This window comes from Cereibacter azotoformans (assembly GCF_021391315.1).
Classification (GTDB): Bacteria; Pseudomonadota; Alphaproteobacteria; order Rhodobacterales; family Rhodobacteraceae; genus Cereibacter_A; species Cereibacter_A azotoformans.
Genome location: NZ_CP090021.1, coordinates 2,638,511 through 2,651,350 on the forward strand (window position 1 = coordinate 2,638,511; position 12,840 = coordinate 2,651,350).

Sequence of the window (12,840 nt, forward strand, 5' to 3'; positions counted from 1 at the left end):
CGGGCGGGTCATCGCCGGCCGAACAGCCGCTCGATGTCGGCCAGCTTCAGCTCGACATAGGTGGGCCGGCCGTGGTTGCACTGACCCGAGAGGGGCGTCGCCTCCATCTCGCGCAGAAGCGCGTTCATCTCTTCGGCCCGCAAGGCGCGGCCCGAGCGCACCGATCCGTGGCAGGCCATGCGCGAGAGCACGGCATCCATACGGGCCTGAAGCCGGTCAGAGCTGCCCAGATCGGCCAGATCGTCGAGAATGTCGCGCAGGAGCGGCGCCGCCTCGACCTTGCCGAGGATCGCGGGCACCTCGCGCACGGCGACCGCGCCCCCGCCAAAGGGCTCGAGCACGAGGCCGAGGGCCGCCAGCTCGTCCGCCGCCTCGAGAAGCCGGGCGGCATCCGAGGGCGACAACTCGACGATCTCGGGGATCAGCAGCACCTGCCGCGCGATGCCTGACCCGTCGCGCTGCCGCTTGAGCCTTTCATAGACCAGCCGCTCGTGCGCCGCGTGCTGATCCACGATCACGAGGCCGCGGGCGGTCTGCGCAAGGATCCAGTTGCCATGGATCTGCGCGCGCGCCGCCCCGAGCGGACGATCCTCGGCCGCGTCAACGGGCGGCTCCTCAACCCGTGCGGCGGGCGCCTCGGCCAGTCCCGGCATGGCCGCCTGCGGCGCTTGAAAGGCGAAGCTGCGCGCGACCGAGGCGGCGGACGGGCGGTCCATCTGGTAGATGCGCGCGGCGGGCGGGGCCGCGGCCTCGGGCCGGAAGGCCTCGAGCGTTTCCCCGGCGACCGTGGTCGAGGCCCGGTGACCCGCCCCCGCCAGCGCGTGACGCAGCGCGGTGACGATCAGCCCACGCACCTCACCCGACTCGCGGAACCGCACCTCGGCCTTGGCGGGGTGCACGTTCACATCGACCCGCTGCGGATCGCAGATCAGGTTCAGCACGGCCGCCGGATAGCGGTCGCGGCTCAGCACATCCATGTAGCCCGCCCGAAGCGCGCCGAGCAGCATCCGGTCGAGCACCGGACGGCCGTTCACGAACAGGAACTGCGCCACGGCCGAGCCACGCGAATAGGTCGGCAGCGCGGCGTAGCCCTGCAGGCGCAGCCCCTCGCGCGCGACATCGATGCGCAGCGCGTTCTCGGCGAAATCGGCGCCCACGACCCGCGCCACCCGGCGGTGGAGGGCGTCGAAGAGATCCCCCCCCTCGGCCTCGGCGCGGAACAGCAGACGCGGCTCGCCCGCGGAATGGTCCGTCAGGGTAAAGCCCACCTCGGGATCGGCCAGCGCCAGACGGCGGACGACCTCGGCGATGGCCTGCGTCTCGGCGCGGTCGGTGCGCAGGAACTTGAGCCGCGCGGGCGTGGCGAAGAAAAGGTCGCGCAGCTCGACCACCGTGCCCGCCCCCAGCGCGGCGGGGCGCACGGGCTCCATCCGGCCGGCGCTGACGGTCACCGCCGCCCCCTCGCCCCCGGCCACCCGCGAGGTGATCGTAAGCCGCCCCACCGCCGCCAGCGAGGGCAGCGCCTCGCCGCGGAACCCGAAACTGCGGATGTCGAGCAGGTCCGAGCCGTCGATCTTCGAGGTGGCGTGGCGTGACAGGGCGAGCGGCAGATCCTCGGCCGTCATGCCGCAGCCGTCATCGGTCACGCGGATGAGCGTCTTGCCCCCGTCGGCGATGTCCACCGAGACCCGGCGCGCGCCGGCATCGAGCGCGTTCTCGACCAGTTCCTTGACGGCCGAGGCCGGACGCTCCACCACCTCGCCGGCCGCGATGCGGTTGATGGCGGCTTCATCGAGCTGCCGGATTACCGGGCGCGCGGCGCCTATCTTGGGGCTGAGGAGCGTCATGCTACCAGCCTTAGCAGAAGAGCCGCCGCTTCGCCACCGGGAACAACCGATCGGCCTCAGCCGTCGGACGCGAGCCCCTCGGGCTCGCCCACCACGACGAAATGCAGCGCCTCGGGCTTGAGGAGGCGCGCGGCCACGCGCTTGACATCCTCGAGCGTCACCGCCTCGACCTTTGCGTTGCGCGTTACCGGATAGTCGATCGGCAGATCCTCCATCTGCATCCCGACGAGGATGCTGGCGATCGGGCCGTTTCCGTCAAAGCGCAGCGGATAGGAGCCGGTGAGGTAGGTCTTCGTCGCCTCCAGTTCCTCGGCCGTCACGCCTTCGGCCGCCGCGCGGCGCCATTCCTCGCGCACGATCTCGACGGCCTGCCCCACCGTTGCGTTGGAACTGGCGAAGTGCCCCATCATCAGCTCGGCATGGTCCATCGGCGCGAGATAGGACCCGATCCCGTAGGTCAGCCCGCGCTTTTCGCGCACCTCGGTCATCAGGCGCGATCCGAACCGGCCGCCGCCGAGGATCTCGTTCAGGACATAGGCCGGGAAGAAGTCGGGATCGTCGCGCTTGATCCCTTCATGCCCGAAGCGCACGGAGGCCTGCGGGGTCGGAAACTCGACCACCGTCACCCCGCCGCCGATCCGCCACTCGGCCCGCGAGGGCATGGGGGCACCCTCGGCCGGCAGGTCGCCGAGCAGCCGGTCGAGCAGCGTGCCCAGGTCTTCCGCCGTGATGTCGCCCGCCGCCGCGACATAGATCCGGTCGCGGGCGAGCGCGGCACGATGCGCCGCCACGAGGTCGTCGCGCATCAGCGCCCGGACGCTGTCGGGCGTGCCTGACCCGTCGCTGCCGTAGGGATGGGCGCCGAAGGCCTTTTCGTCGAAGGTCCGGCCCGCGATCCGCGTCGGATCCTTGGCATCCGAGGCCAGCCCCGACAGCACCTGCCCCCGCACGCGCTCGATGGCGTCGGCGTCGAACCGCGGCTCGACCAGCGCGAGGCGCAGGAGATCCACCGCCTCGTCCCGGTTCTCGGTCAGGAAGCGGGCCGAGACGGCCACCGCATCCGTGCTGGGTCGGAAGGAAAAGCTGGCGGCCAGCCCGTCGCGGGCCCGGGCAAAGCCCTGCGCGTCGAGATCGCCCGCGCCTTCCTCGAGCAGGCCCGCCATCAGGTTGACGGCCCCCCGCGCGCCCTCGGGATCGAGCGAGGTGCCGCCCCGGAACCGGATCTCGAGCGCGGTGAAGGGCAGGTCGTGCGATTCCACCAGCCAGGCGTGAATGCCGCCGGGCGAGGTCACATCCTGGATCTGGACATCGGCCCGCACCGGCAGGGCGAACAGGATCAACGCAAAGGTCAGGCGCAGCATCATTGGCTTGTCTCCTCGTCGGCCTGCATCAGCCAGCCGGTGACGGCGCGGCGGCGGTCGAAGACCTCGCGCGCGGCGGCCATCACGTCCTCGGGCGTCACCGCCTGCAGCACATCGGGCCAGGCCTTCACGTCCTCGACCGTCAGCCCCGTGGTCAGAGCGGCGCCGTAGCGGCGGGCCAGCCCGTCCACATTGTCACGCGAATATATGTCCTGCGCGCCGAGCTGGATCTTGATCCGCTCGAAATCCTCGGGGTCGGGCCCCTCCTCGAGGAAGCGCGCGACGACCGCATCCATCGCCTCCTCGGCCTCGTCGAGCGGCACGCCGGGCACCGGCACGACCGCAAGCCCGAAGCTGCCCGAGTCGAGCGCCCCGCCATTGTACCAGGCCTGCGCCCAGACGGCGCGGGGCCGCTCGCCGAACTGCAACTCGCGCGCGAGAAGCGATGTGGTGGGGCTGCCCCCCAGAAGTTCGGCCAGGATCGTGAGGGCCGCCGCCTTCTCCTGCGCACCGCTCTGACGGGCGGGCGCAAGGTAGCTGCGCGAGACATAGGGCTGCGCCACGCGCGGATCGGTGAAGGTCAGGCGCCGCTCGGACAATTGCGGCGGTTCCTGCGGGCGCAGCCGCTCGGGCAGGTTCGCCGATGGCTGGAGCGGGCCGTAATGCGCTTCGGCCATGCGCCGCACCTCGGCCGGGTCCACGTCGCCCGCAACCACGAGGATCGCGTTGTTCGGCGCGTAGTAGGTCCGGTAGAAGCTGAAGGCGTCCTCGCGGTCCAGTTGTTCGATCTCGTGCCGCCAGCCGATGATCGGGATGCCGTAGGGGTGGTTCAGGTAGGCCGCCGCGCGGCTCTGCTCGGAAAAGATCGAGCCGGGGTCGCTGTCGATGCGCTGGCTGCGCTCTTCCAGCACCACCTGCCGCTCGGTGCGCACATCCTCTTCGGTCATCTCGAGGTCGCGCATCCGGTCGGCTTCCATCTTCATCATCAGATCGAGCCGGTCGGCCGCGACGCGCTGGAAGTAGGCCGTGTAGTCCCACGAGGTGAAGGCGTTGTCATCGCCGCCCTGCGCCTCGACCGTGGCCGAGAACTCGCCCGCGGCCAGCTCGTCCGTGCCCTTGAACATCAGATGCTCGAGGAAATGGGCGATGCCGGAATGGCCGGGCGGCTCGTCCGCGGCGCCCACGCGATACCAGACCATGTGAGTCACGACAGGGGCGCGGTGATCCTCGATCACCACCACCTCGAGCCCGTTCGGCAGGCGGAAATCGCTCACCGTCTCGGCCAGCGCGGGGAGCGAGAGCATGAGCCAGGTGGCGGCCGGAAGGGCCAGGCGGCGCAGCATCATCATGTCCTTCCAGAAGATGGATCTGCGCGAAAGCTACCGTGGGGCCGCGGCGCCGCAAGTCCCCCTACGGGCTTGTGATCACTCGCGCCCGGCGACAGGCGGCGCCGAGGGGTTGCGCGCGCCCGCCGCACGCCAGCGGGCCAGCTCGGCCTGCTGGTCGAGCGCCATGGGGCGATAGGCGTCGAAATAGACGTTCACGTTGAACACCCGCTCGAGCAGGCGGCCGTCATTGTCCCGCCGCCACTGGTAGTCCTCGGCGGCGAGGGTCGGGCGGATCGTGGCGTCGCGGCCGAAGCGGGTGGCGTGCGCCACGACCGGCGCATCCGCGGCGGGAATGGCGGCCGATGCCGCCGGGCTGCCACCCAGCGCCGCGACCGCATCGCCCAGCGGGTTCGGGTCGGCGCGGTTCGCGCCACCGGGCGTCGGAGGCGGGAGCGCGCCGATCGTCTCGGGGATCTCGAGCGGCTTGACGGGCAGGATGCCGAACTCGTCCGGGCCGGGTCCGCTGGCGCGCAGGTTCATCAGCTTCGGATCTCCGCCGCCACAGCCGGCCAGCAGGAGCATCGCCAGTGCCGCACCCGCCCCTGCGCCTCGAGCTGCCCGCATGCCTCGTCTCCTTGCTGCCTCGTGCCCGTCTTTAGCGCAAAGGTTCCGAGCCGTCACGGGGTCTTTCCGCCCCCGCGCCGGCCCGTGCCGTTCGACTTGCCGTCCGAGGGCTTGCGTTTTGCGGCGCCAGCCGCGGCCTTGCCCGGCGCGGGCTTCGTCTCGCGCGTGAAGAGCACCAGACCGAAGGCGCCCGCAAAGATCGCGATGTCGGCGACGTTGAACGCATAGGGATTCTCGATCCCGCAGCAGGACATGTTGAGGAAGTCCGCCACCGCGCCATACAGAATGCGGTCCACCACGTTGCCGATCGCCCCGCCGATCAGCAGCCCGCCGGAAACGCGCGCCATCCGCGACGGCTCGCTGCGCCCGACCCAGCGCCAGACCCAGGCCGAGATCGCCAGCGACACCGCGATCAGGCCCCAGCGCACGATCTCCTGATCGGACGAGCCGATGCCGAAGTTGATGCCCCGGTTCCAGGCCATGCGGAAGGTCAGCCAGGGCGCGACGAGGTCGATCGCCCCCCGGTGCGCCAGCCCGAGCCCCCAGACGACGATCCATTTCGTCGCCTGGTCGATCAGAAAGACGATGAGGGCCGTGAGCGCCGTCAGCCGCATCTCAGTGCCGGAAGTGCCGCTGGCCGGTAAAGACCATCGCAAGGCCCGCCTCGTCGGCCGCCGCGATCACTTCGTCGTCGCGCATCGAGCCGCCGGGCTGGATGATGGCCGTCGCCCCCGCCTCGGCCGCGGCGAGAAGGCCGTCGGCGAAGGGGAAGAAGGCGTCCGAGGCCACGACGGAGCCTTGCGTCAGCGGCTGCGCGAGGCCGAGCGCCTGCGCCATGTCTTGGGACTTGCGCGCGGCGATGCGGGTGGAATCGACCCGGCTCATCTGGCCCGCACCCACGCCCACGGTGGCGCCGTCCTTCACATAGACGATGGCGTTGGATTTGACATGCTTGGCCACGGTCCAGGCGAAGAGCAGGTCGGCCAGTTCCGCGTCCGAAGGCGCGCGCTTCGTCACCACCTTCAGGTCGAGCGCATCGACATGGCCCGCGTCGCGGTCCTGCACGAGGAAGCCGCCCGCCACCTGCTTGAACGCCAGCCCCGGCGCGAGCGGATCGGGCAGGGCCTCGGTGGTCAGCAGGCGCAGGTTCTTCTTGGCGGCGAAGATCGCGCGGGCGTCCTCGTCGGCGCCGGGGGCGATCACCACCTCGGTGAAGATCTCGGTGATCTTCTCGGCGGTCGCCGCGTCGAGCGGTTGGTTCAGCGCGATGATGCCGCCGAAGGCCGAGACGCGGTCGCAGTCGAAGGCGCGCCCGTAGGCCTCGGCCAGCGTCGCGCCCCGCGCCACGCCGCAGGGGTTGGCGTGCTTGACGATCACGCAGGCCGGACCCTCGGAGGGATCGAACTCGGCCACCAGCTCGAAGGCCGCATCGGTGTCGTTGATGTTGTTGTAGGAGAGCTCCTTGCCCTGCCACTGTTTCGCGGTGGCGACGCCCGGCCGGTGCGAGCCGTCGGTGTAGAAGGCCGCCTTCTGGTGCGGATTCTCGCCGTAGCGCATGGTCTGGGCCAGTGTGCCGGCAAAGGTGCGGCGGCGCGGCGCCTCGGACTTCAGCGCCCCGGCCATCCAGGCCGACACCGCCGCATCATAGGAGGCGGTGCGCGAATAGGCCGTCAGCGCCAGCTTCTGCCGGAAGGCGAGCGTCGTGGCCCCGTCGTGCGCGCGCAGCTCGTCGAGCAGCGCCTTGTAGTCGGCCGTGTCGGTCACGACGTTCACGAAGCGGTGGTTCTTGGCCGCCGCCCGGATCATGGCCGGACCGCCGATGTCGATGTTCTCGATGCAGTCATCGTAGGAGGCGCCGCGCGCCACCGCCGCCTCGAACGGATAGAGGTTCACCACCAGCAGATCGATCGGCTCGATCCCGTGCGCGGCCATCGCCACCAGATGCTCGTCATCGTCGCGCAGCGCCAGAAGCCCGCCATGGACCATCGGATGCAGCGTCTTGACCCGGCCGTCCATCATCTCGGGGAAGCCCGTGACCTCGGCCACGTCGCGCACCTTGAGCCCCGCGGCCCGCAGCGTGGCGGCCGTGCCGCCGGTCGAGATCAGCTCCACCTCCAGCTCGGCCAGGGCGCGTGCGAGGTCGAGGAGCCCCGACTTGTCGGAAACCGACAGAAGGGCGCGGCCAACGGGAACAAGATTCGTCATCACATTGCCTCCAGGTCAAAGCCAGGTCAGGGCCGGGTCGCGGGGGGATCGTCCCGGTCCAGGTCACGAATGGCCAGCGGAGTATCCTCTGTCTTGGCCAAGGTCCAGCCGATCCGGGCCTCGTGCCCCACAAGAACGGCGTGGAGGACGATCTGCTTCGTGGCGCGGGGGAGCATGTGGGCACGGTCGAGATAGACCGAAGGATCGAGCGTCAGCCGCGCCGCGCCCTCGAACCGGAAGGTCCATCGCTCGCCGCTGGCGAGCGTCAGCCCCACGCCGAGCCCGGCGGGCTCGAGGCTCGCCCGCACGTCCGCATGCAGGTGAAACCGCAGGGCGAGGCAAATGCCCTGCCCGCGCGCCGACTTGAGGACGGCGTCGAGCCGCTTCTTCTCGGCTGGCGTCAGGGCGGCGAGCGTGTCCGAGCCCGAGAGGCTGCGCCCGTCGGGCGCCAGCAGCAGCTCGCGCCGGTGGGTCAGGCCGTGCGTCTCGGCCCATCCGGCATGGACCAGGCTGAGCTGCGTCCCCGCCGCGCCGCGCTGGCGGTGCGCGGAAAGGACGCGGGCCCGCTCGGTCATCTCCTCGCCCGACCGGCCGAGACGGGACGAGGAAAAGCCTTCGATCGCCAGCGTCGAATGCGAGGGAGTCGCGCGTCCCGCCCGGTGCCATTCCGTGCCCCATGCCCGGCCCGAACCGCAGGAGACGACGACCGGCCGCCGGCCCGAACTCATCTCGAAGGCCAGCGTCGAGGCATGGGCGTGGGGACCGGCCGGAGGGTCCGCCGCATCGACCAGCACGCTCGTCCGCCCGGCCGAGAGGCGCAGGAAGCCCATGGCCGCACCCTCGGCGGGAACGGCGGGCACCGCCGCGGTGGCGAGGGCGCGCTCCACCCTCTCGGCCACGGTGCGGCCGCCGCCGTGGAACCGGGCGAGCCCGCCGTCGGAATGCCTGAGGGCGCGCAGGACGGGCACTATCCGGTGGATGGCCGCGCGGTGGGCCTCGGCCACCGGACGGCCCGCGGCCACAAGGGCCGCCTCGGCCTCGGCCAGGATGGCGAACAGCTCGGCCAGTTCCTCGGGGCTGCGCGAGGCGACGGCGCCGTGGGCATCGACCTGCGCCTCGGCCTCTCGCCCCAGCGCCACGGCGGCGGCGGTCACATGGCGCTCCATCCCCTCGAGCGCGAGGCCTGCGCGCAGGATCGCCGACAGCGCCTCGATCCGGGCGGGGCCGCGGACGCTGGTCCAGCGCCGCTCGAGGAAGCGGAGCGTCTGCGAGGCCGCGCGGGCCAGCGTCGCCTGATCGCGCTCGCCGGCCTCGGCCAGCAGCGCCGCATGGCTCATCCAGCGCCCGAGCCGGTGCGCCGCGAGCGCGGGGGTCCAGCCCGGTCCCCGGCCGCGGCCAAAGCGGGCGATCCAGCGGAAGGTCCAGTCGCGCGCAAGGGCCCGCGCGGGGCGGTCGCCCAGCCCTGCGAGATCATCGAGCCAGCCGAAACCATGGGCGTCGGCAAGCTGGGCGGCGCCGGCCCCCGGCAGGTCCCACGGCGCCGTGCCGGGCGCCTGCACCAGCCGCCCCTCGACAAGGTAGGTGCCCGCGACCAGCCAGCGCCCGCGCTCGGGCAGGCCGAGGCAGCCGGGCTCTGGCAGAAGCGTGAAGCGGCGCGCCGGGCGGCTGAGCCGCGCGCGCCAGACCGCGAGCCGATCGAGAAGCGCGACCCTGCCCTCGCTCACACTGCCCCCGCTCCGCTCTTCCGGCTCATGGTTTGCGCACCCGCACCATGTAGAAGCCGTCCATGCCCCCGGCCTCGGCCCAATGGTCGGGGCGCAGGCGCAGTCCGCCCTCGGGGCCGACCCAGCCGGGCTCGACCCCCGCCAGCGACGGGGGCTCGACCCTGAGGGCGGGGTGACGTTCGAGAAGCGCCGAAAGCTGCGCCTCGCCCTCCTCCTCGAGGAGCGAGCAGGTGCAGAAGACGAGGCGTCCACCGGGCTTCAGCATCCCGAGCGCCCTGTCCAGCATCGCGGACTGAAGCGCGACCAGCGCCGGCAGTTCGCTGCCGTCCTTGACGAAGGGCAGGTCGGGATGGCGGCGGATCGTGCCGGTGGCCGAGCAGGGCGCATCGAGCAGGACCGCATCGAACGGCCCGCCCTGCCAGGCCAGAAGATCGGCGGCCACCACCTCGGCCTGCAGCCCGGTGCGGGCCAGGTTCTCGCGCAGCCGGACGAGGCGTGGCTCGGACAGGTCGAGCGCCGTCACCTCGGCGCCCGCGGCGGCGAGCTGGAGCGTCTTGCCCCCGGGGGCCGCGCAGAGATCGGCGATCCGCTCGCCCGGCTGCGGGTCGAGCAGCCGCACGGCCAGCGCCGCGGCCGCATCCTGCACCCACCAGTCGCCCGCCTCGAAACCCGGAAGGGCCGAGACCTGCCCCGGCTCGCGCAGCCGGAAGCTGCCGGTGGGCAGCGGCTCGCCCGGCGCGATGCGCCCCGGCTTCGCCGTCAGGTCGAGCGGAGGTGCCGCGGCCTGCACCGCCTCGATGGCCGCCACCACGCCGCGGCCCCAGCGCCGGACGAGCGGCTGGCGGAGCCACATCGGCATCGGCCGGGCGGGCAGGCCGGCAAAGGAGGCGGGCGCGATCTTGCGCAGCACCGCATTGACCAGCCCCGCCAGATGCTGCGTGCGGCGCCCGCGCCGGGCCAGATCCACGGCGGCATTGACCACGCCGTGCGGAGCGGCGCCCTCGACCGCCATCTCGACCACGGCGAGCCGCAGGATGTTGCGCACCGTGAGCGGGGGCGCCTTGCGGAGATGCGCTGAAAGCAGCCGGTCGGCCGGGTCGAGATGGCGCAGCGCCGTCAGCGCCAGCCGCTGCGCCCGCGCGCGCTCGGCCGGGCCGGCGGACGGAAGCTCGCCCACCGCCTGCGACAGGAGCCTCCGCTCGCCCAGCACCGCATCGAGAAGCGCCACCGCCATGCCCCGCGCCTCGTCCGCCATGCCGCCTCCTTGTTCCGCCGCTCTCCGGCGGTATATCATGCGGCAAGCCCTTACAAGGAAGCCCGACATGACCGAAGAGACCCGCAAGGACCTTCCGCCCGAGGCGTTGCGCGCGCTGGCCGAGGCCGAGGAGCGCCGCCGGCAGGCCAAGGCGCTCGACCTGCCGAAGGAGATCGGCGGGCGCAACGGGCCCGAGCCGGTGCGTTTCGGCGACTGGGAGAAGAAGGGGATCGCAATCGACTTCTGACCGCGCCCGAGGGGCCGGCCGCCGGGGCTCTGCCCCGGACCCCGGGATATTTCCGCCAGAATGAAAGGGCAGGCCTGGCGAGCGCGCGACGGTTCGGGCGGGTCAGAGGCCCAGGACGTCGATCATGTCATACTGGCCCGGACGCTTGTCCTGGCCCCAGAGCGCCGCCCTGAGGGCGCCGCGCGCGAAGATCGCCCGGTCGGTGGCGACGTGGCGCAGCACGATGCGCTCTCCGGCCGCGGCGAAGATCACGTCATGTTCGCCCACGATGTCGCCGCCTCGGATGGCCGAGAAGCCGATGCTTCCCGGCGCACGGGGGCCGGTGATGCCGTCGCGGCCCGAGACACGGGCGCGGTCCAGATCCGTCCCCCGGCCGCGGGCCGCGGCCTCGCCCAGCATCAGCGCCGTGCCGGAGGGCGCGTCCACCTTCATCCGATGGTGCGCCTCGACCACCTCGATGTCCCAGTCGGCATCGAGAGCTTCGGCCACCTTCTGCGTGAGCCGGGTGAGCAGGTTCACCCCGAGGCTCATGTTGCCGGCCCGCACGATGACCGCGTGATGGGCCGCCCATTCGAGCTTTTCGAGATGGGCGGGATCGAGCCCGGTGGTGCCGATCACATGGACGGCGCGGGCCTGGGCCGCCAGTTCGGCGAAATGCACCGTCGCCTCGGGGGAGGTGAAGTCGATCACGGCCTGCGCCTGGGCGAAGGCCTCGAGCGGGTCGTCGGTAACGGTGACGCCGATCGCGGCGCCTCCCATGGCGGCGCCGGCGTCGCGGCCGACCCACTCGCTGCCCGGCCGCTCGACCGCGCCCACGAGGCGGGCCTTGTCCGAGGCGAGCACGGTCCTCATCAGCATCTGGCCCATCCGGCCCGAGGCCCCGGTGACGACGATACCCGGCAGATCCGACATGACGCGCTCCCTTGCTTTTGCGCCTTCCTAGCGGCTTCGCACGGCGCGCGCAAAGGGCGGTGCGACGGGGGCGTGCCCGGCGGGCGGCGGACGGGGGGGGACGGGTGGGGGACGGGGGTGCGGCTGCGTCGAGACCGGTCCCTGCAAGCGGCGTTGCGGGGCGGCGCGAAACGGCCTACATGGGCCGGATGGCACACAGATCCCACACCGGCACCGGCCCCTCGCAACGCCAGCTTCGCGTCGGCGAACTGATCCGCCGCACGCTTGCGGACGTGCTCAACCGTGGCGAGATCCACGATCCTGACCTGAACCGGATGTCGATCACCGTGGGCGAGGTGCGCTGCTCGCCCGACCTGAAGGTGGCGACCGTCCATGTCATGCCGCTGGGCGGCAAGGATGTGGAGGAAGCGATCGCGCTTCTGTCGAAGCACCGCGGCGAGCTGCGCCACCACATCACCCGGCAGATGACGCTGAAATACGCGCCGGACCTGCGCTTCCGGCCGGACGAGACCTTTGACCGGCTGGACGAGACGAGACGGCTGTTCTCGGACGAGACGGTGCAGCGCGACATCCGCGGCAGCGGGGACGGAGATGAGGACTAGGCTCGTCGCGCTCGCCCTCGCGCTCTGGCCGGCGGCCTGTGCGACGGCCGAGCCGGCCTGCCGTGACCTGACCTTCGAGGGCACGCGCTACAGCCTGTGCGAAGCACAGGCCGGCGACGACATCCGCCTGTTCCAGACCGCGCCCGACGGCAAGCCCTACGGCAGCTTCGAGCGGATCAACAGCGCGCTGGCGCCCGAGGGGCGGCAGCTTGCCTTTGCGATGAACGCGGGCATGTATCACGCCGACCGCCGGCCGGTGGGGCTGCTGGTCGAGGAGGGCTTTGAGCGTGCGCCGATCGTGACCTCGGCCGGGCCGGGCAATTTCGGGATGCTGCCCAACGGCGTCTTCTGCGTGGGCGAGGGCTATCGCGTGATCGAGTCGCGCGCCTTTGCGGCCGAGCGGCCCGCCTGCCGCTTTGCCAGCCAGTCGGGCCCGATGCTGGTGATCGGGGGCAAGCTGCATCCGCGCTTTCTGGTGGACAGCGATTCGCGCTATGTGCGCAACGGCGTGGGCGTCAGCGCCGACGGCAGCCGCGCCGTCTTCGCGATCTCGAATCGCCCGATCACCTTCCACGAGTTCGGACGCCTCTTCCGGGATGCCCTGGAGCTGCCCGACGCACTCTATTTCGACGGCTCGATCTCGCGCCTCTACGACCGCGGCGCGCGCCGGTCGGACTGGGGCACGCCGATGGGCCCCATCGTGGGGCTGGTGGTTCCTACGCCCTGACCTCGGGC

The 12,840-nt window shown here is 71.9% G+C and carries 12 protein-coding genes; 3 read left to right on the forward strand and 9 right to left on the reverse strand.

Annotated elements, in window-relative coordinates; all coding sequences use genetic code 11:
- Positions 1–8: 8 nt before the first annotated feature.
- The 8 genes from mutL to LV780_RS13255 all read right to left on the reverse strand — a co-directional run bounded on the left by mutL (position 9) and on the right by LV780_RS13255 (position 10,344).
- Positions 9–1,847 (reverse strand): DNA mismatch repair endonuclease MutL, encoded by a 1,839-nt coding sequence (mutL, locus tag LV780_RS13220; RefSeq protein ID WP_108221311.1) that lies wholly within the window; start codon positions 1,845–1,847, stop codon positions 9–11.
- A 56-nt stretch (positions 1,848–1,903) separates the two neighbouring features.
- The gene (locus tag LV780_RS13225; protein ID WP_108221310.1) at positions 1,904–3,211 is read right to left on the reverse strand and encodes a M16 family metallopeptidase; all 1,308 of its coding nucleotides are present in this window, start codon (positions 3,209–3,211) and stop codon (positions 1,904–1,906) included.
- Positions 3,208–4,554, reverse strand: coding sequence for a M16 family metallopeptidase (locus tag LV780_RS13230; RefSeq protein WP_181318509.1), 1,347 nt, complete (start codon positions 4,552–4,554; stop codon positions 3,208–3,210). The genes LV780_RS13225 and LV780_RS13230 overlap by 4 nt, the downstream gene beginning before the upstream one ends.
- 78 nt (positions 4,555–4,632) lie before the next feature.
- On the reverse strand, positions 4,633–5,160 hold the full coding sequence (locus LV780_RS13235) for a DUF3035 domain-containing protein (protein ID WP_108221309.1): 528 nt from the start codon (positions 5,158–5,160) through the stop codon (positions 4,633–4,635).
- Positions 5,161–5,213: 53 nt separating this feature from the next.
- Entirely contained in the window at positions 5,214–5,774 is a 561-nt protein-coding gene (lspA, locus tag LV780_RS13240) for a signal peptidase II (protein ID WP_108221308.1), read from the reverse strand.
- Position 5,775: 1 nt separating this feature from the next.
- Positions 5,776–7,365 carry a bifunctional phosphoribosylaminoimidazolecarboxamide formyltransferase/IMP cyclohydrolase gene (gene purH, locus LV780_RS13245; RefSeq protein ID WP_108221307.1) on the reverse strand — a complete coding sequence of 530 codons (1,590 nt, stop codon included), beginning with the start codon at positions 7,363–7,365 and terminating at the stop codon, positions 5,776–5,778.
- Positions 7,366–7,391: 26 nt separating this feature from the next.
- On the reverse strand, positions 7,392–9,089 hold the full coding sequence (locus LV780_RS13250) for a heparinase II/III family protein (RefSeq protein ID WP_117345034.1): 1,698 nt from the start codon (positions 9,087–9,089) through the stop codon (positions 7,392–7,394).
- 25 nt (positions 9,090–9,114) lie between these two features.
- Positions 9,115–10,344 (reverse strand): RsmB/NOP family class I SAM-dependent RNA methyltransferase, encoded by a 1,230-nt coding sequence (locus LV780_RS13255; protein WP_108221305.1) that lies wholly within the window; start codon positions 10,342–10,344, stop codon positions 9,115–9,117.
- A gap of 67 nt (positions 10,345–10,411) precedes the next feature.
- Here LV780_RS13255 and LV780_RS13260 point away from each other — a divergent pair, with 67 nt between their 5' ends.
- The gene (locus LV780_RS13260) at positions 10,412–10,591 is read left to right on the forward strand and encodes a DUF1674 domain-containing protein (protein WP_009563153.1); all 180 of its coding nucleotides are present in this window, start codon (positions 10,412–10,414) and stop codon (positions 10,589–10,591) included.
- A gap of 102 nt (positions 10,592–10,693) precedes the next feature.
- Here LV780_RS13260 and dapB read toward each other — a convergent pair whose 3' ends face one another.
- On the reverse strand, positions 10,694–11,503 hold the full coding sequence (gene dapB, locus LV780_RS13265) for a 4-hydroxy-tetrahydrodipicolinate reductase (protein WP_101342174.1): 810 nt from the start codon (positions 11,501–11,503) through the stop codon (positions 10,694–10,696).
- Between the two features lie 188 nt (positions 11,504–11,691).
- On the opposite strand from dapB, the gene rbfA reads away from it, so the two are divergent.
- Entirely contained in the window at positions 11,692–12,105 is a 414-nt protein-coding gene (gene rbfA / locus LV780_RS13270) for a 30S ribosome-binding factor RbfA (protein WP_181318508.1), read from the forward strand.
- Entirely contained in the window at positions 12,095–12,832 is a 738-nt protein-coding gene (locus LV780_RS13275; protein ID WP_108221304.1) for a phosphodiester glycosidase family protein, read from the forward strand. Before rbfA ends, LV780_RS13275 begins: the two co-directional genes overlap by 11 nt.
- Positions 12,833–12,840: the final 8 nt, after the last annotated feature.